The 24,181-nt window shown below is 65.0% G+C and carries 24 protein-coding genes; 8 read left to right on the forward strand and 16 right to left on the reverse strand.

The window, feature by feature from the left end:
* Window positions 1–74: 74 nt before the first annotated feature.
* On the reverse strand, window positions 75–3,014 hold the full coding sequence (locus tag ACQR03_RS32620; RefSeq protein ID WP_434842348.1) for a hypothetical protein: 2,940 nt from the start codon (window positions 3,012–3,014) through the stop codon (window positions 75–77).
* A 493-nt stretch (window positions 3,015–3,507) separates the two neighbouring features.
* Window positions 3,508–4,362 carry a LysR family transcriptional regulator gene (locus tag ACQR03_RS32625; protein WP_041751260.1) on the reverse strand — a complete coding sequence of 285 codons (855 nt, stop codon included), beginning with the start codon at window positions 4,360–4,362 and terminating at the stop codon, window positions 3,508–3,510.
* 132 nt (window positions 4,363–4,494) lie between these two features.
* Here ACQR03_RS32625 and ACQR03_RS32630 point away from each other — a divergent pair, with 132 nt between their 5' ends.
* Together ACQR03_RS32630 and ACQR03_RS32635 are read left to right on the forward strand one after the other, a co-directional pair.
* The gene (locus tag ACQR03_RS32630) at window positions 4,495–5,481 is read left to right on the forward strand and encodes an alcohol dehydrogenase catalytic domain-containing protein (protein ID WP_434842349.1); all 987 of its coding nucleotides are present in this window, start codon (window positions 4,495–4,497) and stop codon (window positions 5,479–5,481) included.
* Between the two features lie 53 nt (window positions 5,482–5,534).
* Window positions 5,535–6,359, forward strand: coding sequence for an SDR family NAD(P)-dependent oxidoreductase (locus tag ACQR03_RS32635; RefSeq protein WP_316173135.1), 825 nt, complete (start codon window positions 5,535–5,537; stop codon window positions 6,357–6,359).
* Between the two features lie 99 nt (window positions 6,360–6,458).
* Here ACQR03_RS32635 and argC read toward each other — a convergent pair whose 3' ends face one another.
* From argC to argH, 5 genes are all read right to left on the reverse strand, one after another.
* Complete coding sequence (gene argC, locus ACQR03_RS32640; RefSeq protein ID WP_434842350.1) at window positions 6,459–7,433, reverse strand: N-acetyl-gamma-glutamyl-phosphate reductase; 975 nt, start codon at window positions 7,431–7,433, stop codon at window positions 6,459–6,461.
* Window positions 7,434–7,503: 70 nt separating this feature from the next.
* Window positions 7,504–7,791, reverse strand: a complete 288-nt coding sequence (locus ACQR03_RS32645; RefSeq protein WP_316173137.1) for a hypothetical protein — start codon at window positions 7,789–7,791, stop codon at window positions 7,504–7,506.
* 91 nt (window positions 7,792–7,882) lie between these two features.
* The gene (gene lysA, locus ACQR03_RS32650; protein ID WP_434842351.1) at window positions 7,883–9,148 is read right to left on the reverse strand and encodes a diaminopimelate decarboxylase; all 1,266 of its coding nucleotides are present in this window, start codon (window positions 9,146–9,148) and stop codon (window positions 7,883–7,885) included.
* A gap of 276 nt (window positions 9,149–9,424) precedes the next feature.
* Complete coding sequence (gene lptM, locus ACQR03_RS32655; RefSeq protein WP_315718142.1) at window positions 9,425–9,718, reverse strand: LPS translocon maturation chaperone LptM; 294 nt, start codon at window positions 9,716–9,718, stop codon at window positions 9,425–9,427.
* An 83-nt stretch (window positions 9,719–9,801) separates the two neighbouring features.
* Complete coding sequence (argH, locus tag ACQR03_RS32660; protein ID WP_316202570.1) at window positions 9,802–11,193, reverse strand: argininosuccinate lyase; 1,392 nt, start codon at window positions 11,191–11,193, stop codon at window positions 9,802–9,804.
* A gap of 98 nt (window positions 11,194–11,291) precedes the next feature.
* On the opposite strand from argH, the gene tlpA reads away from it, so the two are divergent.
* Window positions 11,292–11,981, forward strand: a complete 690-nt coding sequence (gene tlpA / locus ACQR03_RS32665) for a thiol:disulfide interchange protein TlpA (protein ID WP_434842352.1) — start codon at window positions 11,292–11,294, stop codon at window positions 11,979–11,981.
* Between the two features lie 10 nt (window positions 11,982–11,991).
* Here the strand turns inward: tlpA and ACQR03_RS32670 are convergent, their stop codons facing one another.
* The 6 genes from ACQR03_RS32670 to ACQR03_RS32695 all read right to left on the reverse strand — a co-directional run bounded on the left by ACQR03_RS32670 (window position 11,992) and on the right by ACQR03_RS32695 (window position 15,884).
* Window positions 11,992–12,189, reverse strand: a complete 198-nt coding sequence (locus tag ACQR03_RS32670) for a putative motility protein (RefSeq protein ID WP_315718145.1) — start codon at window positions 12,187–12,189, stop codon at window positions 11,992–11,994.
* Window positions 12,190–12,266: 77 nt separating this feature from the next.
* Window positions 12,267–13,145, reverse strand: coding sequence for a 3-hydroxybutyryl-CoA dehydrogenase (locus tag ACQR03_RS32675; RefSeq protein WP_315718147.1), 879 nt, complete (start codon window positions 13,143–13,145; stop codon window positions 12,267–12,269).
* Between the two features lie 99 nt (window positions 13,146–13,244).
* The gene (locus ACQR03_RS32680; protein WP_315718148.1) at window positions 13,245–14,189 is read right to left on the reverse strand and encodes an electron transfer flavoprotein subunit alpha/FixB family protein; all 945 of its coding nucleotides are present in this window, start codon (window positions 14,187–14,189) and stop codon (window positions 13,245–13,247) included.
* Entirely contained in the window at window positions 14,189–14,938 is a 750-nt protein-coding gene (locus tag ACQR03_RS32685; RefSeq protein WP_315718150.1) for an electron transfer flavoprotein subunit beta/FixA family protein, read from the reverse strand. The genes ACQR03_RS32680 and ACQR03_RS32685 overlap by 1 nt, the downstream gene beginning before the upstream one ends.
* A gap of 133 nt (window positions 14,939–15,071) precedes the next feature.
* The gene (locus ACQR03_RS32690) at window positions 15,072–15,644 is read right to left on the reverse strand and encodes a cob(I)yrinic acid a,c-diamide adenosyltransferase (protein WP_315736202.1); all 573 of its coding nucleotides are present in this window, start codon (window positions 15,642–15,644) and stop codon (window positions 15,072–15,074) included.
* A 45-nt stretch (window positions 15,645–15,689) separates the two neighbouring features.
* Window positions 15,690–15,884, reverse strand: a complete 195-nt coding sequence (locus ACQR03_RS32695) for a twin transmembrane helix small protein (RefSeq protein WP_315718162.1) — start codon at window positions 15,882–15,884, stop codon at window positions 15,690–15,692.
* Window positions 15,885–16,014: 130 nt separating this feature from the next.
* Between ACQR03_RS32695 and ACQR03_RS32700 the strand changes: the two genes are divergently transcribed.
* Window positions 16,015–16,908, forward strand: coding sequence for a YihY/virulence factor BrkB family protein (locus ACQR03_RS32700; protein WP_315718152.1), 894 nt, complete (start codon window positions 16,015–16,017; stop codon window positions 16,906–16,908).
* On the opposite strand, the gene ACQR03_RS32705 is transcribed toward ACQR03_RS32700, so the two are convergent.
* From ACQR03_RS32705 to ACQR03_RS32715, 3 genes are all read right to left on the reverse strand, one after another.
* Window positions 16,835–17,989, reverse strand: coding sequence for an ATP-binding protein (locus ACQR03_RS32705; RefSeq protein ID WP_409999241.1), 1,155 nt, complete (start codon window positions 17,987–17,989; stop codon window positions 16,835–16,837). The genes ACQR03_RS32700 and ACQR03_RS32705 overlap by 74 nt on opposite strands.
* A 558-nt stretch (window positions 17,990–18,547) precedes the next feature.
* Window positions 18,548–19,417: a tRNA glutamyl-Q(34) synthetase GluQRS gene (gluQRS, locus tag ACQR03_RS32710; protein ID WP_434842363.1), complete on the reverse strand. Its 870-nt coding sequence runs from the start codon at window positions 19,415–19,417 to the stop codon at window positions 18,548–18,550.
* Window positions 19,417–20,283, reverse strand: coding sequence for a nucleotidyltransferase domain-containing protein (locus ACQR03_RS32715; protein ID WP_316186177.1), 867 nt, complete (start codon window positions 20,281–20,283; stop codon window positions 19,417–19,419). Before ACQR03_RS32715 ends, gluQRS begins: the two co-directional genes overlap by 1 nt.
* 93 nt (window positions 20,284–20,376) lie before the next feature.
* Here ACQR03_RS32715 and ACQR03_RS32720 point away from each other — a divergent pair, with 93 nt between their 5' ends.
* The 4 genes from ACQR03_RS32720 (at window position 20,377) to ACQR03_RS32735 (ending at window position 24,058) form a co-directional block, all read left to right on the forward strand.
* Window positions 20,377–21,030, forward strand: a complete 654-nt coding sequence (locus ACQR03_RS32720) for a DNA-3-methyladenine glycosylase family protein (RefSeq protein WP_316193849.1) — start codon at window positions 20,377–20,379, stop codon at window positions 21,028–21,030.
* Between the two features lie 109 nt (window positions 21,031–21,139).
* Window positions 21,140–22,231, forward strand: a complete 1,092-nt coding sequence (locus ACQR03_RS32725) for a DUF2855 family protein (RefSeq protein ID WP_315753877.1) — start codon at window positions 21,140–21,142, stop codon at window positions 22,229–22,231.
* A gap of 75 nt (window positions 22,232–22,306) precedes the next feature.
* Entirely contained in the window at window positions 22,307–23,278 is a 972-nt protein-coding gene (locus tag ACQR03_RS32730; RefSeq protein WP_315753879.1) for a peptidyl-alpha-hydroxyglycine alpha-amidating lyase family protein, read from the forward strand.
* A gap of 222 nt (window positions 23,279–23,500) precedes the next feature.
* Window positions 23,501–24,058, forward strand: a complete 558-nt coding sequence (locus tag ACQR03_RS32735; RefSeq protein WP_006610584.1) for an HNH endonuclease — start codon at window positions 23,501–23,503, stop codon at window positions 24,056–24,058.
* Window positions 24,059–24,181: the final 123 nt, after the last annotated feature.

The following is a 24,181-nucleotide window of genomic DNA, read 5'->3' on the forward strand; positions in this document are numbered from 1 at the left end:
GGCTGCGCTTCATGTCCTGGTCCTTGTCGTGGGCCAGAACGAACTCAAAACTGGATTAAGCCCAGGGGGCAAGGTCAAGCTTTGACGTTACCCAACGCGACCCGTATGACATCTGCTATTACAACCAATTCGCTGGCGGCAATTAATACGTCACCGGTACTTGCGATATGAATTTCCGGCTCGAAATTTCTCATTCCGCGCAAAGCAGATTCAGACGCAATCTCTACGGCCTGCTCAAGGGTATATCTGTGCATCCCTTGCCCAACTTCTTGTCGCACGAACCATTCAGACACGCTCTCGATTTCCGCCTGGATAGTAGCCGACGCGTCCCCAATAGCCGCACTCAGTTCCGCAACAGCGGGGCACTCGGCCATCAGAGGGTAGATCTTAGCTCTCAGCTGCTCAAAGAGCGTCGCAATCTTCGACTTAGTATCTACACGCAGTCTTTCTCGGGCTCGCTCCAGCGACGGATTAAGTGTCACCCAAAAGAGCGCAAGACAAGTGCGCGCGAAGTCTTCCACTTCTAGTCGCTGCTGCACCACACTGCGTAGCAGATGCAGCATGGGCGCCGTGAGCGTGAATTCGAACAAACCGCCCGGATGCTCCTTCGAGCGAATGTGAAAGTCCTCAGCTCTAAGGGCGACCAATATCCTATCGAAACTTTCGGAAAATTCGTTTAGATACGCCTCCAACTCCAAGCTTACTTCAATTGGACACTCTTCACTCACCTCAGTCCAACGAGTGTTCTTCTCATACCTTCCAGTCCTTGAGTCTATTTGGGTAATCAATGACTTTCGCTCAAGAGGGTTACGCAAATAGCTAGTCAACGATTCATGGCGAACGCGCTTGCTTAGATAACTGTCCAACCCGTAACTACTGTCATTAATAAATCGATCGGAGATCTGGGACACCATACGAATAAGAATATCGTCTGCCTCACTCTTAGGAATCTCAAAGTACGCCTTGTTGAACTCGTCTGCCTTGAAGAATCCTCGCATGAGAGTATCGTAATTGTCCGCTACGCCGACACCTGCCTTTACAAGATCGCAATATCTACGAAACGTCTCTCCAAGCTCTCTCGACGCCCAAAATACCAATGCATCCTGATCGACATGTATTCGACTGCTGTCGACGACGCGTAGACCGCTCTTAACGACTCTCTGATGTTCGGATACAAATATCTCATCTTGATACAAATCACTATTTTTTGGATCGAGCTCCGACAGAGCTCGACAAATATTTACCCGCTCGTCCTCCACTATCTGAGAGCTCGAAAGCGTTGGCAACATGTCCAGAACGGTTGCAGTGCATACCGACTGAAGAAAATAAACTATCCTCTCTGGACCGACATCGCCCGCAGCCTGAGCTATCTGAGACGGGACCGCCAACGAATGTGCTGCCAGGAATTTCTGAACGGCGAAACGCTTAGCGGTCGAGTCCCTGTCATCACCAGTAACCCTCCAGATGAGATCAATGACAATAGGAATTGCTATATTTGCACTGTATTGCCTAAGTCGTCGCCACGTATCACCTGCCGCGAGCTCTCGGAGGGGCAAAACCTGTGATGACAGCCCCTTCAAGAGCACCAAGTCCACTATAACATCGGCAACCATGCCTAGCTCATCGGTTTCCAGCAACCGATTGACGAGATGAAGCGCACAACGGTTCTCAACAAAATCCGGAAGCTTACTTTCTTTTATTTCAGACCAGATACTAGGCCACTCGCGAGACGCTGGATCGTTGATCCTATCAATATGAGCGAGCGCTATACTAAGGTAAGGATCCAGGTTTTTGCTGATGCCAGTTCGATCACCCAGCAAGTAGCCTAAATACTCAATCGTTAGCCCGCTTCTTCCATCTATCAATTGCTTGACTTGATCGTTTCCAACCTTAACGAGGTCGAATATGCCCAACAGAGAGCGAGGATCATTCGAAGCGGAATTGAGCAACCGCTTAAGCGACCACGATAACGCTCGGTCGTTCAGAGACCTCGAATCCCATAGCACGAAGGCGGAAATGGCGCGGACGGAGGGCAGAAACGACCAATTGACCGCAAACTTTTGCAGATCTGCGTTAGCTCTTTCATATTCGCTACCCTTACGTAACAAGACAGCGAGATTTCGAGTTTGATGACCGAGCATCAGCTTCCCACCGCTGAGGCTCAATTCAAGCTTAGAGGCAGCCCTGACTGTTGCGATCGATATTAAGTCGTTCGAATTAAGCTTTCCCTTTCGGAGCGAGTCGCGATTGACGCGCAGCGCCTCTCCAAGTCTACCCGCAAGCATGAGATCGCTTCCCAAAATCTTAGCCTGCTCCTCACCTTCGACCGACTTGTTTTCGCCTGTGACTAATAGAATCTGGCGGAGACGGAAATCGTCAACCCTCTTGGCGAGATCCCCTACGAGAGATCCTACAAGACTGACAAGATCCGCTGATGGAGCCTTGGATACGATCTCCTGGCACACGACCAAGAACGTTTCATACAGATCGATGTCAGCGCTACCGTGCTCAACCATTAGCAAATCGGCAAGTCGAGCGAGATTGACCGGCATCAGCCCCGCTATTTTAAATAGCAGGTATATTTTTACTGACGCAGAGTATTTCGTTTTCCTTATGATGCTTTCAAATTCCTCTGCAAATCGAGCCGGCGTAGCGTTTGGTTCATTTCGAACGCTGAGATAGTAGGAATAATATTCGGCTTGCCGCCGCCTGGAGATACTTCCAATCCGCTCTGCAAAACGCTTTTGAGATTCCAGTCCGGATACATATTGCTTCGTAGCAATCGTTGCCTCTATCAACCAAAGCGAATGCCCGAAGCGCTTCTCGATTTCCCCTAAGATGCTTTCGAGCATATCGGTTTGATCGGCCCAAACAGCCGCTTCGAATACGCGATGAACCCTTATTTGTTCTGAGATTTCTTTTGCGGTACCGCCAATATGCAGAGCCGCAAATAGAAGCTCGTCGCGAAGCGACCTTGGGCTTCGCTTCGGAAGAAATCCAAACTCTTCATACAATAGTGGCGCGGTGGAGAGAGAGGCCAATTGCGAGTTTATCAGGCTCCGCGTCCACTCGAAGAAGTCGGAGTAAACCGGTTGATCAAGCAATCTTCGACCATCAGCGAGAACCCGCCTTATTTTCATTCGCGTTTTAGACAACGAAGTCTGAGCGCCGGGGGACCTATTTTTTGCGGCGGCTAAATGACCTCTAACCCGATTTTGCAATCGCATCAATTCTGAGTTGGACAACGGGGAACCTTCGATTTCGAAATTCAACTTTAACTAGAGCTGCGCGAGCTACAAATCAAGCGACTAATAAGTTTAGTGCGGCGCACTATTTCTTTGCGTCCGAACGGACCGTCTTCGGGGGAAATAATCGCAAGAGAATAGCGGTTCAATCGAACCGCAATGTGCTTTTGGATTACGGTGCCACTGCACAAAACTCGAGGCACGCGGGGGACGAGATCCGGAGCGCCGACGAGATCGAGAGCGCCGCAGTTTCAAACGCATCTCACGCGGACGCCAGTTGCGAGATGACGAGGTCGAGCAGCGCCCGCAGCCGGGCGAGCCGGCGCAGATCGCGGTGATAGCCGACATAGGTGTCGCGCCCCGGCGGCTGCTCGCCGATGTCGACGGGCCGCAGGCCCGGCGTCGCGTCGCCGAGCGGCCGGGGCAGCACGGCGAGCCCCGCGCCTTGCGCTGATAGCATGGCCTGAACGTCGCGGTTGTTGCTGCGCATCGCGACCTCGGCCTTCGGCAGTCGCTTCGCCAGCCAGCGCGCATCGGGCATGTCGGCGAAGGCCGTGTCCATGGTGACGACCCTGATCCCCTGGCCATCGCCCTCGACGGCCTGCGGGCCGTCGAGCGGGCCGTACACGGCATAGGGGATGTGCAGGAGCCGGCGCGAGATCACCTCCGGCTCGTCGAACGCGCGGATGCGAAACACGAGATCGGCCTCGCGGCGGGGAAGACTGTAGAGCCGCGCGTCGGTCAAGAGCTCGACACAGACGCGCGGGTGCAGCCGGCCGAATTCGGCCAGAACCGGCGTCAGCATCAGGCGGCCGAACCAATCCGACGACGAGATCCTGAGAAAACCGTCGAGCTGCGCCTGCGCGCCCGCCAGGCGCCGCTCGAACGCGAGCGCCTCCTCCTCCATCCGCTCGGCGTGGGCCAACACCGCCGTGCCCTCGTGAGTCAGCACGAAGCCTTCGGCCGTGCGCTGAAACAGCGTCTGGCTCACGGCCGCTTCGAGCGCCGCCAGGCGGCGTCCCATGGTCGGCTGAGACAGGCCGAGCCGGCGCGCGGCCGCGCCGAGCGTGCCCTCGCGCGCGATGGCGAGGAAGATCCGCAGGTCGCTCCACTCCATGCGAGGCCTTTCGACGACGGGGGCGACGGACACGAGACGCCCATTCAAAACTGAATGGATTACATACGAACTCGATGATGTCCATTCATGGCACGACGGCCGATGATGCCGCCATCACAACAGGAGGTCGCCATGACCATCTCGATGAAGGCTGCCATTCTCCACGAAACCGGCGCGCCGCTGCGCGTCACCCCGATCAGCCGCCCCGCGCCGGGACCCGGCGAGGTCCTCGTCCGCATCGCCGCGGCGGGCACCAACCCGCTCGACGCCAAGATCCACGCCGGCCAGGCCGCCCATGCCAGGCACCCGGCCCCCGCCATCCTCGGCCTGGACATGGCCGGCACGGTCGAGGCCACGGGCGAAGGCGTCACCCGGTTTCGTCCGGGCGACGAGGTCTACGGCATGGTCGGCGGAGTCGGCGGCCACCCGGGAACGCTGGCCGAATATGTCAGCGCCGACGCGGATCTGCTCGCGGCCAAGCCGGCGAACCTCAGCTTGCGCGAGGCGGCCGTCCTGCCGCTGGTGACGATCACGGCCTGGGAAGGTCTGGTCGATCGCGTCGGCATCCGGCCGGGACAGACGCTGCTCGTCCTGGGCGGCGCCGGCGGTGTCGGTCACATCGTCGTCCAGCTCGGCCTCGCCTTCGGCGCAACGGTTTTCGCAACGGGACGTCCAGAGAGCCGGCCGGTGATCGAGCGCCTGGGCGCTGTTTTCATCGACCGCAACGAACCGATCGCCGACGCCGTCGAGCGCATCACGGCGGGCCGCGGCTTCGACATCGTCTACGACACGGTCGGCGCGCTCGACACAGCCTTCGCCGCGGTCGCGCGGTTCGGCCATGTCACCTCGTCGCTGGGCTGGGGTACCCATCCGCTGGCGCCGCTGTCGTTCAAGGGCGGCACCTATTCCGGCGTCTTCACGCTGCTGCCGCTGCTCGACGGCAAGGGACGGCGGCATCACGGCGAGATCCTCGCCCAGGCCGCACAGCTGGTGGAAGCCGGCAAGCTCACGCCGCTGCTCGACTCGCGCCGGTTCGCCCTCGAGGACGTCGGTGCGGCCTATGACGCGCTCAAGACGGGCGGCACCGGCAAGATCGCCATCGACATCGCGGCGGCATGAGCCGGCGCGACCCGCGAGCCTCACACGCAACGGCAATATCGAGGAATAGTCCGATGAGAGTCTGGTTCATCACAGGGGCCTCGCGCGGCTTCGGCGCGCTGGTCGCGCAGCAGGCGCTGGACAGAGGCGACGCCGTCGTGGCGACCGCCCGCAATCCGACGGCGATCGTCGATCGCATCGGGGCGCATCCCGACCTCCTGGCCCTCGCGCTCGACGTGACCAGGGAGAGCGAGGCGGTCGCGGCGGCGCAGGCGGCGATCGACCGCTTCGGCAGGATCGACGTGCTCCTCAACAACGCCGGCTTCGGCCTGATGGGCGCGGTCGAGGAAACCAGCCAAGAGGAGATCGAGGCCGTCTTCCGCACCAACGTGTTCGGACTCCTGGCCGTCACCCGCGCCATTCTGCCCCACATGCGCAAGGCACGGTCCGGCCGCATCCTCAACATCTCGTCGATCGGCGGCTATCGCGGCTCGGCCGGCTTCGGCGTCTATGGCGCGACCAAGTTCGCCGTCGAGGCGTTGTCGGAGGCGATGCGCGCCGAGCTCAAGCCGCTCGGCATCCATGTGACGGCGATCGAGCCGGGCTACTTCCGGACCGACTTCATGGACGCCTCGTCGCTGAAGGTCAGCCGCATCGTGATCCCCGATTACAGCGCGACGGCAGGTCGGGTCCGCGCGAACGCCGGCACCGTCAACGGCGCCCAGCCCGGCGATCCCGACAAGCTCGCGCGGGTGCTCGTCGACTTCGCCGGCGAGCCCGATCCGCCGGTGCGGTTACCACTGGGGGCCGACACCGTCGCGGCGATCGAGGCGAAGCACGCCTCCGACGCCGCCATCATCGCCCGATGGCGCGAGGTCGCGCTCTCGACGGGCTTCTGAGTGGGGACCACGGTGACGGTGCACCGGATCAAACGCTAAGGAGAGACGCCGTTTGATCACCCGTGCCGTCTCCCGCTGCTGTGACAATCGCGGCCGACCTCACGGCCAGACCGGCGCCCCCTCCAGTCCCGCCGTCTCCTCCAGCCCGCACATCAAATTCGCGTTCTGCACCGCCTGCCCGGCTGCGCCCTTGCCGAGATTGTCGACGACGCCGAGCGCGATCACCAGGTTGCGCTCGGGGTCGGCGGCGTAGCTGACGAAGGCGAGGTTGGAGCCGGTGGCCCATTTGGTCTGCGGCGGCTTGTCGGTGACACGGACGAAGGCGCTGTCGGCGTAGAAGCGGTGGGCGGCGTCGAGGCACTGCGCCGTCGTGGCGCGGCCGCGGGCGTAGATGGTGGCGAGGATGCCGCGGGTCATCGGCACCAGATGCGGCGTGAACACGAGGCCGGCGGCGCTGCCGCCGCTGATCCGCGCGATGGTGCTTTCGATCTCGGGCATGTGGACGTGCCGGAGCAGGCCGTAGGGGATCAGGTTCTCGTTGCTCTCGGCATAGCCGAATTTGCTGTCGCCGCCGCGGCCGGCGCCCGAGATGCCGGTCTTGGCGTCGATCACGATGTTGTCGGGCGAAATCAGTTTGTCGGCGAGCAGCGGCGCCAGCGGCGTCAGCGCCGCCGCCGGGAAGCAGCCGGGATTGGCGATGCGGGTCTTGCCTGCGATCTCCCTGGGCCAGACGTCGGCGAGGCCGTAGGTCCAGCCGTCGACGTAGCGGTGGTCGCCGCCGATGTCGACGATCTTCACGCTGCTTGGCACGCGCGCCAGCGCCTCCCGCGAGGCGCCGGTGGGGAGCGAGGCGAACAGCACGTCGAGCTGCGGCAGGCGCGCGGGGTCCCACTTCTCGATCACGAGATCGGCGAGCCTGGCCGGCACGCCGGGGAAGCGCTCCGCCAGCCGCTGGCCGGCGCTGCCCTCGCCCGCGGCGTAGACCAGCTCGAACGCCGGATGCCCCGCGACCAGGCGCATCGCCTCGCCGCCGCCAAAGCCGCTGATCCCGACAATGCCGACGCGAATGCTCATGGGGGTGTCCTGATGGTGAAGTGAGGGGATAGTTGAGTGACTTCGGGCTGGCGGAGCGCGACGCTCGCTCCTATTGCGACACCCATCTCGGTCGTGTCGCGTTGAGAATCGGCCTCATCTCGTCATCGATCTGCTCCGCAGATGAATTCCCGTCCGGGAAAATCGAAAGCGCCCCGACCGTGCTAGCCTCGCGCACTGATAGAAAGAACGCTTCCCGCATATAAGCAATCGCGTACAGACGAAAGTTGGTATCGAGGGCATCCAGGTGGCGACCAACCATCAACACAAGCTGCGATGCGGGAGCACCGGCCTCGGCTGCCTTGCGCAGCTCTCGAACCAGGGCATGGTCAAGACTCATCCCGCTATTTCCCGGTTGCCGTGACGCCGCACGAAGAGCGCTGCGCGGAGGCGGTAGATCGACGAACCGCCAATCTACAAAGATTTGCCCCTCACAGCCACGGCGCCGGCGTATCCATCGCGATCAGCTGCTCCACCTCGATCCGCGGGCGGATCACGGCGGCCTGGTCGCCCTTGACCAGCACCTCGGGCACCAGCGCGCGGGTGTTGTAGGTGCAGGCCTGGACGGCGCCGTAGGCGCCTGATGTCATGATGGCGAGGAGGTCGCCGGGCGCAGGCTCGGGCAGCGTGCGGTCGAGCGCGAGGTAGTCGCCGCTTTCGCAGACCGGGCCGACGACGTCGGCTGTGAACGACGGCGCACCGGGCGCGGGCTGGACCACCGGCAGGATGTCGTGATGCGCCTCGTACAAGGTCGGGCGGATCAGGTCGTTCATCGCGGCGTCGATGATGACGAAGTTCTTGGCCTCGCCGTGCTTCACGTAGATCACCTTGGCGACGAGGATGCCGGCATTGCCGACGATCATGCGGCCGGGCTCGAACATCAGGGTGCAGCCGAGATTGTGCGAGACGCGCTTGACCATCGCGGCATAGGCGGCGGGCTCCGGCGGCACCGCGCGGTCCATGTGATAGGGGATGCCGAGGCCGCCGCCGAAATCGACATGGGAGATGTCGTGGCCGTCGGCGCGCAGCGTCTGCACGAAGTCGGCGAGGATGCGGAACGCCGTCTCCATCGGGCCGAGATCGGTGATCTGGCTGCCGATATGGACGTCGACGCCGGTGACCTTGATGCCCTGCATCTTCGCCGCGCGGGCGTAGACGCGGCGCGCGTGCTCCAGCGGGATGCCGAACTTGTTCTCCGACTTGCCGGTCGAGATCTTGGCGTGGGTGCCGGCATCGACATCCGGGTTGACGCGCACGGAGATGCGGGCGGTGTGGCCGGTCTCGACCGCGAGGCGCGCCAGCAGATCGAGCTCGGGCTCGGATTCGATGTTGAGGCAGTGGATGTCGGCCGCGAGCGCGGCGCGCAGCTCGGCCTCGGTCTTGCCGACGCCGGAGAACACGATCTTGCGCGAGGGGATGCCGGCCGCCAGCGCGCGCTTCAGCTCGCCGCCGGAGACGACGTCGGCGCCGGCGCCGAGCTTGGCGAGCGTGCGCAGCACCGACTGGTTGGAGTTGGCCTTCATCGCGTAGCAGATCAGCACGTCCTGGCCGGCGAAGGCGTCCGCGAACACGCGGTAGTGCCGCTCCAGCGTGGCGGTGGAGTAGCAGTAGAACGGGGTGCCGACGGTGGCGGCGAGCTCGGCGAGATTGACGGCCTCGGCGTGCAGCACGCCGTCGCGGTAGTCGAAGTGGTTCATGGGTCAGGTCCGCGCACGGGGCCGCGAGAAGGTTGATTGTGGCGGCGAATTGCCGGGAAATGGGGTGGATTGTCAAACCCGCGCTGCCACCCTCCCCTGGAGGGGGAGGGTCGATCGCACGCGAAGCGGGCGAGCGGGGTGGGGTGAAGCCGCGAGGACGGTGCGCGTGGAGAGATCACCCCACCCCGCCTCGCGTTTCGCTGCGCTCAACGTGAGGGGACCCTCCCCCTCCAGGGGAGGGTGGCACCGACCGCTGATCGAGAGGGAGTTCGAGCTCTATTTGCTGTCGAGCAGCGGGTCGAGGATGAAGGGTTTCTTCTGGCCGCGGGTGGCGGCGGGGGCGGCGTCGGCGCCGTAGCCGGAGTTGAACAGGCCGGGCTTGTTGGCGGCATCCGTCGCGGTGTCGGCGGGAGCGGCCGACATCTGCGGCGCCGGCGGGGAGTTGGCCGGCAGGTCCAACGGACCCTTGCGGCCGCAGGCGGCCAGCAGAAGGGCTGAAGCGCCCAGGACGAGCAGGACCCGGGCGGCGGAGGTTGGACGGCGAGCGCGATTCACGTGTGAAATCCCCATGCGGGCGGCACCATACAGAGAATGCACCGGCCTGACGAGTGCGGGAGTGCCACGCCGGGCCGATCAAATTTCGAACGGGAGCCCTACTTTCGCTGTTTTTCCAGCCGCTTCAGCCAGGCTTTGGCCTGCGCGGCCACGTTCTTCGGCGCGGTGCCGCCGTAGCTGGTGCGGCTCTTCACCGAGGACTCGACCGAGAGCACGCCGAGCACCTCGGCTGATATCTTCGGCTCGACCTCCTGCATCGCCTTCAGCGGCAGCTCGTGCAGGGCGACGCCCTGCTTGGCGGCCAAGGCCACGATCCGGCCCGTGACGTGGTGGGCCTCGCGGAACGGCATCTTGAGGGTGCGCACCAGCCAGTCGGCGAGGTCGGTCGCGGTGGCGTAGCCCTCGCCGGCTGCGGCCTTCATGCGGGCCTCGTCCGGCACGAGGTCGAGCGCCATGCCGGTCATGGCGCGGATGGCGAGCGACAGCGCCGCGAACGCCTCCATCGCGCCCTGCTTATCCTCCTGCATGTCCTTCTGATAGGCGAGCGGCAGGCCCTTCATGACGATCAAGAGCCCGTTCAGCGCGCCGATGACGCGGCCGGTCTTGGCGCGCACCAGCTCGGCGGCGTCCGGGTTGCGCTTCTGCGGCATGATCGAGGAGCCGGTGGTGAACTTGTCCGACAGCTTGATCAGGCCGACCAGCGGCGAGGTCCAGATCACGATCTCCTCGGCGAAGCGCGACAGGTGCACGGCGCAGATCGAGGCGGCGGACAACGTCTCCAGCACGAAATCGCGGTCGGACACGGCGTCCAGCGAATTGGCCATCGGGCGCTCGAAGCCGAGTGCCTCGGCGGTGGCGTGGCGGTCGATCGGGAACGAGGTGCCGGCGAGCGCGGCGGCGCCCAGCGGCGATTCATTGAGCCGCTTGCGGGCATCGATGAAGCGGCCGCGGTCGCGCCCGGCCATCTCGACATAGGCGAGCAGATGGTGGCCGAAGGTGACGGGCTGGGCGGTCTGCAGATGGGTGAAGCCGGGCATGACCGTGCCGGCGTATTCGAGCGCGCGGGTGGCGAGCGCGTGCTGGTAGGCGGCGAGCGCCGCGTCGATGTCGTCGATGGTGTCGCGGACGAACAGGCGGAAGTCGGTCGCGACCTGGTCGTTGCGCGAGCGCGCGGTGTGCAGGCGGCCGGCGGCGGGGCCGATCAGCTCGGAGAGCCGGCTCTCGACATTCATATGGATGTCTTCCAGGGCCCGCTTGAACTCGAACGAACCCTTGGTGATCTCTGACAAAATCGTGTCTAGACCCTTAGCCATATTTTTCGCATCACCCGCGGTGATGATGCCCTGGGCGGCGAGCATGGCGGCGTGCGCCTTGGAAGCGGCGATATCCTGCGCGTAAAGGTGGCGATCGACGTCGATCGAGACGTTGATGTCCTCCATGATCTCGTCGGGACGCTCCGAGAACCGTCCGCCCCACATCGTGTTGCTCATGCCTGAACCGCTTCCAAGACCTTGCTGACCGCCGCTGGATGGGACACACCGTCCGGTATCCCGAAATTCGCGCCTCTGATAGCCGCAACCGACCCGAGATGACAAACGATAAGCCTGACCCGTCCCCTGCCCGCCCCGCATCCTCGCGGCGGACGCTGCTCGCGGCCGGTGCCGTGGCGGTGGTCGCCGTGGCCGGCATCGCGGCGGTGACCCTTGGCGGATTGCTGAAGGGACGGCCGGCGGGCGACCAGGCCTGTCAGGCGGCGGTCGACACCGCCAAGCGGATCGCACCGCTGATCAAGGGCGAGGTGGCGGCGCTGACGGCGGCAACAGTGCCGCTGCGGCTGCCGGATCTCGCCTTCGAGGACGGCACGGGGGCAGCGAAGAAGCTGTCGGATTTCCGCGGCAAGACGGTGCTATTGAACCTGTGGGCGACCTGGTGCGTGCCCTGCCGCAAGGAGATGCCGGCGCTGGACGGGCTGCAGGCCAAGCTCGGCAGCGACGCCTTCCAGGTGGTCGCGGTCAACATCGACACCCGCGACCCGGAGAAGCCGAAGACGTTCCTCGCCGACGCCAAGCTGACGCAGCTCACCTATTTCAGTGACCCGAAGGCCAAGGTGTTCCAGGATCTGAAGGCGGTCGGCCGCGCGCTGGGGATGCCGACCTCGGTGCTGGTCGACGGCAATGGCTGCGAGATCGCGACCATCGCGGGTCCCGCCGAGTGGGACAGCGCCGACGCGGTCAAGCTGATCCAGGCGGCGACATCGAAGGCCGCCGCGGGAATCTAATCGGGAGAACTCAGGCGGCGATGTTGAGGTTGCCGCCGACGCCGGGGCCGGCATTGGCGAGCGACAATGTCTGCTGCGCGCCGCCGAGCAGCGTCAGCACCGCATCCTTCTGGGCGTTCAGGTTCTGCTTCAGCACCGACGTGGCGACCTGCTGCTGTGTCGCACTCGCCTGCTGCGCCATGACCGCAGCCACCAAGCTCATGTCCATACGCGCTTACCTCGCTAGCGGCACGCTAACCGAGGAGCCTTAACGAAGCGTATCGGTCGAGCCCGGCGGCGGTAAAATCAGCGGGTCGGCACCGGCTTGGGGCCACGATAGTCGTAGAAGCCGCGCTGCGTCTTGCGACCGAGCCAGCCGGCCTCGACATATTTCACCAGCAGCGGGCACGGCCGGTATTTGGAATCCGCCAGCCCCTCGTGCAGCACCTGCATGATGGACAGACAGGTATCCAGACCGATGAAATCGGCCAGCTCGAGCGGCCCCATCGGGTGATGCGCGCCGAGCTTCATCGCCGCATCGATCGCCTCGACATTACCCACGCCCTCGTAGAGCGTGTAGATCGCCTCGTTGATCATCGGCAGCAGCACGCGGTTGACGATGAAGGCCGGGAAGTCCTCGGAAACGGCGACCTGCTTGCCGAGCCGGCCGACGAACTCCTTGGCCGCCTCGAAGGTGGCGTCGTCGGTGGCGATGCCGCGGATCAGCTCGACCAGCTCCATCAGCGGAACCGGGTTCATGAAATGAATGCCGATGAAGCGCTCGGGGCGATCGGTGCAGGCGGCGAGCCGGGTGATCGAGATCGACGAGGTGTTGGAGGCGATGATCGCCTCCGGCTTCAGCACCGCGCAGAGATCGTGGAAGATCTTGCGCTTGACGTCCTCCTTCTCGATCGCGGTCTCGATGACGAGATCGCAATCGGCGAGGCCATCGAGGGTTTCGCTGATCGAGATATGGCCGAGCGCCTGGTTGCGGGCGTCCTCGGAGATCACCTTCTTCGCGACCTGGCGGGTCAGATTGCCGTTGATGGTCGCCATGCCCGATTTCAACCGGTCGGCAGTGACGTCGTTGAGCACCACGTCGAGGCCGGCCAGCGCGGCAACGTGCGCGATGCCGTTGCCCATCTGTCCTGCGCCGATCACTCCGAGCTTGTTGATCTGAGCCATGTTGTCATCCACCCGAACGGCACGCCTGCTGCGCCCGCCCATGCCCTTGGAAGTGAGAACACCGGCCGCCGCGGTCCCACGCGGCCGGTGCCAGCAGCGTTATTTGCCGAGCTTGCCGAGCGCCTCGGTCAGCTCCGGAACCGCCTGGTAGAGATCGGCCACCAAACCGTAATCGGCCACCTGGAAGATCGGCGCGTCCTCGTCCTTGTTGATCGCGACGATCACCTTGGAGTCCTTCATGCCGGCCAGATGCTGAATGGCGCCTGAAATGCCGACCGCGACATACAGTTCCGGCGCGACCACCTTGCCGGTCTGGCCGACCTGCCAGTCGTTCGGCGCATAGCCGGCATCGACCGCGGCGCGCGAGGCGCCGACGCCGGCGCCGAGCTTGTCGGCGAGCGGCTCGATGTACTTGGCGAAGTTCTCGCGGCTCTGCATCGCGCGGCCGCCGGAGACGATGATCTTGGCCGAGGTCAGCTCGGGACGATCGCTCTTGGCGACCTCCTCGCCGACGAAGGTCGACAGCGCCGGATCGCCGGCGGCCGCCACGGTCTCGACCGACGCGCTGCCGCCCTCGCCTGCGGCGGCGAAGGTCGAGGTGCGCACGGTGATGACCTTCTTGGCGTCCTTCGACTTCACGGTCTGGATCGCGTTGCCGGCATAGATCGGCCGCTCGAACGTGTCGGGCGCGACGACCTTGATGATTTCCGACACCTGCATCACGTCGAGCAAAGCGGCGATGCGCGGCATCACGTTCTTGAAGCGCGAGGTCGCGGGCGCGACGATCGCGTCGTAGTTCGCGGCGAGCTTGACGACGAGGTCGGCGAGCGGCTCGGCGAGATCATGCGCGTAGGCCGCATCATCGGCGAGCAGCACCTTCTTGACACCGGCGAGCTTGGCGGCGGCTTCGGCCGCAGCCTTGGCGCCCTGGCCCGCGACCAGCACGTCGACATCGGCGCCGAGGGCTGTCGCCGCCGTCAGCGCCTTGTTGGTCGCGTCCTTGATGGATGCATTGTCGTGTTCGGCAATCAGCAGCGTGGCCATCAGAGCACCCCCGCCTCGGTCTTGAGTTTGTTGACGAGCTCGGCGACGTCCTTGACCTTGACGCCGGCCTTGCGGCCCGCCGGCTCGGTGGTCTTGAGCACTTCGAGCCGCGGCGTGAGATCGACACCGGTGTCGGCCGCCGTCTTCTCGGCGATCGGCTTCTTCTTCGCCTTCATGATGTTCGGCAGCGACGCGTAGCGCGGCTCGTTGAGGCGAAGGTCGGTGGTGACGATCGCCGGCCCCTTGAGCTTCACGGTCTGCAGGCCGCCGTCGACCTCGCGGGTGACCTTGAAATCGGAGCCCTCGACCTCGAGCTTGGAGGCGAAGGTCGCCTGCGCCCAGCCCAGCAGCGCGGCCAGCATCTGGCCGGTCTGGTTGGAATCGTCGTCGATCGCCTGCTTGCCGAGGATGATCAGACCCGGCTGCTCGTCCTGCGCCACGGCTTTGAGGATCTTCGCGACCGCCAGCGGTTCCACGTTGCCCTCGGCCTTGACCAGGATGCCGCGGTCGGCGCCCATCGCGAGCGCGGTGCGGATCGTCTCGGACGCCTGCGCGGGCCCGATCGAGACCACCACCACCTCGGTCGCCTTGCCGGCTTCCTTCAGCCGCAGCGCTTCCTCGACGGCGATCTCGTCGAACGGATTCATCGACATCTTGACGTTGGCGAGCTCAACGCCCGATCCGTCGCTCTTGACGCGGACCTTGACGTTGTAATCGACCACCCGCTTGACCGGCACCAGAACCTTCATCGATCCTCTTTCGCTCTAAATTGTCCGGGGTTGACCTTTCGGGCGCGGAACCTAAAGCCCCCGTACCCCCCGGTCAACGCGCGAGGGGGAAAAAACGCAGGCCCGCACGCCCCCGCGTTAACGGTTTTGCGGGTTAACGGTTTTGGCCCGGCACCCACAACACGTCGCCGGCGCCGTTCCGGTTTGCCGCCCGGCTGGCCACGAACAGGAAATCCGACAACCGGTTCATATAACGAATAGCGGCCTCGCTGACCGGCTCGTCAGGCTTGCCGGCGAGTTCCGTCATGATCCGTTCCGCCCTGCGGCAAATGGTACGCGCCACATGCAGATGCGCCGCCGCCGCAGTCCCTCCGGGCAGCACGAACGACGTCAGCGGCGAGAGCCGCTCGTTCAGCGTATCGATGTCGCGCTCCAGGCGGTCGACCTGGCTCGCGACGACGCGCAGCCGCTCCGCCTTGCCCTCGCGCTGCGGCACGGCGAGATCGGCGCCGAGGTCGAACAGATCGTTCTGGATCAGGCCGAGCATCGCATCGATCTCGGGCGCATCGGCCAGATGCAGCCGGACCACGCCGATCGCAGCGTTGGTCTCGTCAACGGTTCCATAGGCGGAGACGCGCAGATCGTACTTGGGACGCCGCTCGCCATTGCCGAGCGCGGTCGTACCGTCGTCACCTGTCCGTGTGTAGATGCGATTCAGGACCACCATGCTGCGTTCTCAACGTCCGTTTCTCGACGCCTCGGCGTCTCGGTCTCAGCGCCCCATTGCCCAGATCGCCGCCATGGCAACGACGATCGCGACGAACTGCAGGATCACCCGCCAGCGCATCAGCTTCTGCGACAGGTTCGGCGAGCCGCCGCGCGTCATGTTGACGAGGCCGAGAAACAGCACCAGGGCGACCGCGCCAACGGCGATGGGAAGGATGAATTTACCAAGAAGTGAAGCCATCGGTGCTAGATAACACCGCAAACGCAAGAGCGCCATGGCGGATCCGCGCAGCCGGCGCTGCAACTTCTGGCTTTTGGACCCGTAATATCGGATTGTACAAATCACGTTCTTTCGCGGAGTGCAGGGACAGGTGAAGGCGCTTCGCTACATCTTCCACGTCGTCATGGACGCGTTCTACACCTTCCTCGCCGACGACGGCTGGGCGATCGCCAGCCATATCGCGCTGTCGACCCTGATGGCGCTGTTTCCCTTCCTGATCGTCCTGACCTCGCTCGCCGGCTTTCTCGGCTCCAAGGACCTGGCCGACCAGGCCGCCACCTTGATGCTCGAGACTTGGCCGGCGCAGGTGGCGGATGCGCTGACCGGCGAGATCCACGACGTGCTGACCACGACCCGGACCGATGCGCTGACCATCGGCGCCGTGCTCGCGGTCTACTTCGCCTCGAACGGCGTCGAGGCGCTGCGGGTCGCGCTCAACCGCGCCTACGGCGTGATCGAACAGCGCCGCTGGTACTGGCTGCGGCTGGAATCGATCGGCTATACCCTGGTCGCCGCGTTCACGGCGCTGGCGATGTCGTTCCTGATCGTGCTCGGCCCGCTGATGCTCGCCACCGCCCGGCGCTACCTGCCGCTGGCGGTCGAAGCCAACGAGCGCTTCGTCAACCTGACGCGCTACGGCATCACCATCAGCGCGCTGGTCGTCGCGCTGTTCATCCTGCACGCCTGGCTGCCGGCGGGGCGGCGCAGCTTCATGCAGATCCTGCCCGGCATCGTCTTCACCTTCATCGCCTCGCTGGTGTCAGGGATCGTGTTCGGCCAGTACCTGGCGCGCTTCGCCAACAACTACGTCACGATGTATGCAGGGCTCGCATCGGTGATCATCGCACTGGTGTTCCTGTATTTCATCGCCGCGATCTTCGTGTATGGCGGCGAATTGAACGCTTCGATCATCAAGTCGCGGCTGCCGCGCGGCGTGTCGCTCCAAGAAGCGCAGTCGCTAGAGCCCGCGGCGAAACGGGCTTGAGCAGGAACGCGTCCGCGCCGGCAGCCCGCGAGGCCGCCTCGTCCTCGCCGCGTCCGGACACGCCGATGATCGGGATGGTCCCGTGGGGCGCGTCCAGCTTGCGAATGCGAGCAATCGCCTCGACGCCGTTGATGCCGGGCAGCACCATGTCCATCAGCACCGCATCGTAATTGCCGGCCGCGATCCGCTCCGGCGCCGCCTCGCCGCGGCCAATGAACTCGGCCTGGTGGCCGAGTTCATTGAGGATGGTGTTGAGCACCACGCGGCCGAACGGATTGTCCTCCACCCCGAGGATCCGCAGGGGCCGCGTCGGCGCGAGGGCGACACCATCTTCCGATCCGCCGGCGGTGGCGTGCGGTGTAGCCGCAACGGTCAGCGTCACCGTCAGGGTGAAGGTCGTGCCGCCGCCTTCATGCGGCGCCACTGCGACATCGCCGCCCATGGCGCGCGCCAGTTGCCGGACCGAGGACAGTCCGAGTCCGGCCCCGCCGAAGCGCGAGGCAATCGAAACATTGGCTTGGCTGAACGGCCGGAACAGCCGCTTGATCTCCTTCAGGGTCAGGCCGATGCCCGAATCCGAGACGTGGAAGGCGATCGCGGCGCTGCCCCTGCCCGCGCCTCGGCCTGCGCCCCTGCTCGGCTTGCCGCGACCGCCGCGGCGTGCCGGAACGACCTCCAGCGCCACGCCCCCCTGCTCGGTGAACTTCACCGCATTGTCGATCAGGTTCTCGAGCGCAGCGCGCAGCCGCACGGGGTCGCCGATCACGAGTCCCGGCAAGTCGTCGGAAACGTGGACCTTGACATCCAGCCCCTTGGCGGCGGCGCGGCCCGACAGCGAGTCTCCGGCGGCCCGCGCCAGCACGCGCAGATCGAACAGATCCTCACGCGGCAGCGCGCCGGTGGTCTCGTCCTTGGCGGCATCGACGAACAGGGTGGCGAGGCTCGACAGATGCTCCGCGCCGGCCTTGATCGTATCGACCCAGCGCCGCTCGCGCTCGCCAAGCTCGGAGGTGGCGAGCAGGTCGCTGATGGCGAGAATGCCAGTCAGCGGCGTGCGCACTTCATGGGCGAACACCGCCAGCGCGGCTTCGACGACTCCTGGTGATCCAGCGGCAGCCTTGGGCGCGGACTTCGCGGTCTCGGGCTTCCTCACTCCGGACTTGGCCGCGCTTCGCCGGCTCCCCGCCATCGCCGTGACCTGAGGAACGTGCTTCTTGAGCGGTCGCGCCTTGGTGCGCTCCTTGGCCGGCGCCGCCTTCGCGGCCCTGGTCTTCTGCGTTTGTGTCTTCGGCGCTTGTGCTGCGGACGACGGCATCCTCGGGGATGTCGTCCTGGAGGGCGCCTTTTCCGCGGGCGCTCTGGACGCGCCGGCGGACCTGGGCGCAGCCGGCTTGGCCGGTCGGGCCCGACGCCCCGTACTCATCTTCCGAACGCGCTTCATCATGGCCCCTGTGACATGAACTCCGAAAAACGAAGGGGCACTTGTACTGTCATGTCTCGTCGTGCCGCTTTCGATTGAAGCTCCCGATTACCCGCGCCATTGAGCAGCATGGCACGGTCGTTTCCGGGTGTCACGATGCCCCGGAGGTTGTCCCCGCCGGAAACGTGGGGAGACATCAGGGCTTGCGGCAGGACGCGGCTAGACCATGCCGATCCTGTGTCGGATTTCCGCCGGCGAGACGCCTTCCGCACGCAAGGCGCGCAATCCCGTCGCCCGGGAGGACTTGGACAGCTTGTGGCCCTGCTCGTCGCGAATCAGTTGGTGATGCCGATAGGCCGGAGCCGGCAGGCCGAGCAGGACCTGCAGCAGCCGGTGCACGCTGGTGGCATGAAACAGGTCCTGCCCACGCACCACCTCGGTCACCCCCTGCAGGGCATCGTCGAGCACGACGGAGAGGTGATAACTGGTCGGCGTCTCCTTGCGCGCCAGAACCACATCCCCCCAGGCCTCCGGCCTTGCTTCGACCCTGCCACTCTCGCCCGAAGGCCCGGCGCCATGCTCGTCCCAGGCCGGCCGGCCGGCGCGCGCGACCGCGGCGGCCATGTCGAGCCGCAAGGCATAGGGCGCGCCGCTGGCCATCAGTGCCGCACGGCGCGCCTCGGAGAGCGAGGTCGCCGTCCCCGGATAGAGCGGCGCGCCATCCGGATCGCGCGGCCAAGCCCCCTCTGCATCCCGTTGCGCGACCATCCGCGCGGCCTCGGCCCGGCTCTCGAAGCTCGGATAGACCAGCCCCATGCCCCGCAGCCGGTCCAGCGCAGCGCGGTACTCGGCAAGGTGCTCCGATTGCCGCCGCACCGGCTGCTCCCAGGCGATGCCGAGCCAGGCGAGGTCCTCATAGATCGCCTGCTCGAACTCGGGGCGGCAGCGGGTCGGATCGATGTCCTCGATGCGCAGCAGCAAGCGGCCGCCGCTCCGCTGCGCGCATTGGAAGTTCAACAGCGCCGAAAAAGCGTGGCCGAGATGCAGATAGCCGTTGGGGCTGGGGGCAAATCGGAAAACGGGTGGCATCATGATGAGTTCGACGCCACAGAGCCCTGCGCCTCTCCTGCCTGCGTTTCGCGTTCCAGACGCTCGACCACGGTCCGATAGAAGTGCTCTGCCTGCTGCATCATCTCGGCCGTACTGCTGCGGCATTCGCTGAAGGCCGACCGGGCCAGCTCGAACTCGGCATCGACGAACGCGGCCACCACGGGCGGCAGCGGTGCGATGCCGAGCTCGCGGGTCGAGGCTTTCCGCTGCATCAGCTCGGCCACCTCCGCCTGCAAGGCCGCGGGCGGATCGCACTCCGCCATCAAGGTCGGAAAATGCATCGGCGCCACCGCTTCCCTTGGGTGCAGGCGCAGCCAGCGCAGCGTCGCGGCTGGCCGCAGCGCGTAGAAGATCTTCTTCTGCGCAACCTCCGTGCCGTCGCCGAAATACGCGCGGCGTTGCCGTTCACCGAGATGCAGATAGTGCCGCGCCACGGCATCGCGGCTCGCCACGCTCCTGGCGAAGGCGAGAAAGTCATCACGAAACCAAGCGGAGCCACGATACACCACCGGCGACCGCAGCCATTCGATGATGACCGCATTGCCCTTCAGCAGCAGCTGTACCGCCTTGGCCAGGTCCCAGCCGTTGGCGTCGTAATCATCTTCGAGCGGAAACTCGATGACGTCGCGCACCGGCCATGGCTTGATATGATCGGCGGCGCGCCGCACATAGACGAAACGGCAATCATAGTCGCTGTCGGGCGAGGCAAAGCCCCAGGCGCGGCTGCCGCTCTCGATGGCGAGCGGCAGAAACACGCCGTACTCGGCAACGACGCGATCCAGCAGGGAGTCGATCCCGGCGACCTTGTGGCGGGCCATGTCGGAGGGGATGCTACGCAAGCTCATGAGAGTTCCAGCCGTGACTGATGCTGCCTTAGCCCTGGGCCTTCCTGCCGTCCACCCGGCGCGACATGGCCCAGCCTTGCGTTCGGCGACGCCATGACCCTTCACCTCGACAGCCAAGCCGTTCTCGAGGACGCGATCCGCGACCTGGTGAAGCAGGACGCGCGGCTGGCGCCCGTCCTCGAAGCGACCGGCATGCCGGCGCTCCGGAGGCGTGAGCCGGGCTTCGCCGGGATCGCCCACATCGTCTGCGGCCAGCAGCTCTCGACCGCGAGCGCGGCCGCGATCTGGGGCCGGCTGCAGGCGGCATTCGATCCGTTCGATGCCGACGCCGTCCGCCGCGCCCGCGCCGACCGGCTGGGACGGCTCGGCCTCTCTGCCGCCAAGATCAAGACGCTGAAGCACATCGCGCGCGAGCTCGGCGCCGGGCGGCTGAACCTCGACGTGCTCGCCAATGAGGACGCCGACGCCGCGCACGCCACCCTGACCGCCCTGCCCGGCATCGGGCCGTGGACCGCCGACGTCTACCTGCTGTTCTGCCTCGGCCATGGCGACGCCTGGCCGTCCGGCGACCTCGCCGTGCAGGAGGCGGTCAAGGTCGGGCTCGGGCTTGCGACGCGGCCTACGGCCAAGCAGATGATGCCGCTGGCCGAAGCGTGGCGCCCGCTGCGCGGCGCGGCGGCGCACCTGTGGTGGAGCTATTACCGCGTCGTCAAGAAGCGCGAGGGCGTGATCACGCCGGCGAACTAACAACTCCGGCGAACGCCGTTTCAAACAAAGTTGGGGTTGCAAAACGGTCATCGATGTCGGCCAGGATCGCGCCACGACGCACAGCAAACGAACGGCCGAGGTCTTCATCATGCAATCGTCCGATTTCATCGTCGCGCGCGGCGATCTGCAGCAGTGCAAGACGATCGCCACCGAGCTTCCCGATGGCGACGCGCTTCCTGCCGAGGCGCTGCTGGTGAAGGTCGACCGCTTCGCCTTCACCGCCAACAACATCACCTACGCGCTGCTCGGCGAGCAGTTGAAATATTGGCAACTGTTTCCCGCGCCCGACGGCTTCGGCATCATTCCCGTATGGGGCTTCGGCAACGTGATCGCGTCCCGCCATCCTGCCGTCGCCGAAGGCCAGCGCCTGTTCGGCTACTTCCCGATGGCGACGCATCTCGTCATCGAGGCCGCCGACGTCGGCAAGCGCGGCCTGCGCGACGCGGCCGCGCACCGCCAGGGCGTCGCGCCGGTCTACAACGCCTATGCGCGGGTGGGCGACGATCCCGCCTTTGCCGGACGGCAAGGCGATGATCAGGCGCTGCTGCGCCCGCTGTTCATGCTGTCGTTCCTGGTCGACGACTTTCTCGCCGAACAGGCCCATTTCGGCGCCACAACCGTCATCCTGTCCTCGGCCTCGAGCAAGACCGCGTTCGGACTCGCCCACCTCCTGCATACGCGGCGCAAGGGCATCCGCGTGATCGGGCTGACCTCGCCATCGAATGCCGCCTTCGTCCGCTCGCTCGGCTGCTACGACGAGGTCGTGACCTACGACGCGGTCGACATGCTCGACGCGAGGTCGCGCGCGGCGTTCGTCGACATGGCCGGCAACGCCAGCCTCCGCGCCGCGCTGCATCGGCACTACGGCGACAACCTCGTCTATTCCGGCCGCGTCGGGCTGACGCATCAGGACGGCAGCGATGACGCAGAGGTGCTTCCCGGTGCCCCGCCCACCTGGTTCTTCGCACCCGACCAGATCAGGAAGCGTGCCAGGGAATGGGGACCCGGCGGCATCGAAGGCCGGCTCGGCGCGGCGTGGCGGGACTTCGCTCCGCGGCTCGACGGCTGGCTCACGATCACGGAAGGACGCGGACCGGAGGCCGTACAGCGCGTCTATCTCGACACCTTGCAAGGTCATATTCCGCCGCATGAGGGCCACATGCTGACGATGGCGACGTAAGCAGGTTTTCACCCGCGACCAAACCCGTGTAGCGTTGTCCGGACCGAGGTTGCGCAGAGGCAGGGAGGCGAGGCGATGTCCATTCTCGGAACGGGCAATTACAGCTATCGCGTCGTCAAGGACTGGGCCAAGCTGCCCGAGGGCTGGGCGCTCACCGACGTCGCCTCGGTTGCCGTTGACAGCAAGGATCGCGTCTACGCCTTCAATCGCGGCGCCCATCCGATGATCGTGTTCGACCGCGACGGCAATTTCATCAAGAGCTGGGGCGAGGGCCTGTTCAGTCGCGCCCACGGCTTGTCGATCGACAGCGAGGACAATCTCTACTGCACCGACGATGGCGACCACACCGTGCGCAAATGCACGGATGACGGCAAGGTGCTGCTGACCATCGGCCTGCCGGAGCGTCCGGCGCCATTCATGAGCGGCGAGCCGTTCAACCGCTGCACCCACACCGCGCTGTCGCCCTCGGGCGAGATCTACGTTTCCGACGGCTACGGCAATGCGCGGGTCCACAAATACACACCCGACGGCCGGCTGATCCGCAGCTGGGGCGAGCCTGGCTCCGATCCCGGCCAGTTCAACATCGTTCACAACATCGCGACCGATGCCGACGGTTTTGTCTATGTCGCCGATCGCGAGAACCACCGCATCCAGATCTTCGACGGCGACGGCCGCTACGAGACGCAGTGGAACAATCTGCATCGGCCCTGCGCGCTGTGCGCCTGCGGCGCGGGGCGCAAGACCTTCATCATCGGCGAGCTCGGCCCCGGCATGCCGGTCAACCTCAACGTTCCCAATCTCGGACCGCGGCTGACCATCACCGACGCCACCGGCCAGCGCATCGCCCGGCTCGGCGGCGAGCACGGTCCGGGCCTGGAAACCGGCCGCTTCCTGGCCCCGCACGGCCTCGCCATTGACAGCCGCGGCGACATCTATGTCGGCGAGGTCGGCGTCTCCAACTGGAGCACGAGCTTCCCGGACCGGCCGATGCCGGACGAGGTCAGGATCCACCGCTGCCTGCAGAAGCTGGAGCGGGTCCCGGGCTGACCTTGGTCGTCCTGCTGGTCGTCGTCGCGCCGGAAGAGATGCAACTGATTTGCAGTGCGGCGATCGGGCGCTCTGCCACGGTTCTGACGCGCTTTGGACGGCAGCTCCAAAGGCGGGAGAAGCCATGTCAAGCCATTCTTGGGGCTTCACAATCCCGTCACGCTGCATGTAGTATGTCAGGGCATGCTGCTTCGCAGCCGTTATGGAGGCCAGGAGCGTTACTTGAACGCACATGTCTCGCAAGGCGGTTGGCCGGTGTTGGTGCTGAACGCGGACTTCCGGCCGCTGAGTTACTACCCGCTGTCTCTCTGGTCGTGGCAAGACGCGATCAAGGCAGTGTTTCTCGATCGCGTCAACATTGTCGAATACTACGACCGCGCGATCCGAAGTCCGTCCTTCGAAATCCAGCTGCCCAGCGTGGTTTCGCTGAAATCCTTCGTAAAGCCGTCGACGCATCCGGCCTTCACCCGCTTCAACGTCTTCCTCCGCGACCGTTTCGCCTGCCAGTACTGCCACTCCGGCGACGACCTGACCTTCGATCACGTCATCCCCCGCAGCAAGGGTGGCCAGACCACCTGGGAGAACGTCGTCGCCGCCTGCTCGCCCTGCAATCTGAAGAAGGGCAATCTGACGCCACAGCAGGCCAAGATGTTCCCCAAGCAGGCGCCCTATGCGCCAACCGTCCACCAGCTCCATCGCAACGGCCGGCTGTTCCCGCCGAACTACCTGCACGACAGCTGGCTCGACTATCTCTATTGGGACACCGAGCTCGATCCGTAGCGGATCGGCCCGTTGTCGGTGTTGATGCTGGACATCGCCCCGGCGGCGGCGACATGCTGCTCTCGCTGGAGTCTGCGAACGCCCGGCCGCCAGATCCGCAGGCCCGAACGGCCCGGCCGTCCG

This window comes from Bradyrhizobium sp. HKCCYLS3070, assembly GCF_051167575.1.
Lineage (GTDB): Bacteria > Pseudomonadota > Alphaproteobacteria > Rhizobiales > Xanthobacteraceae > Bradyrhizobium.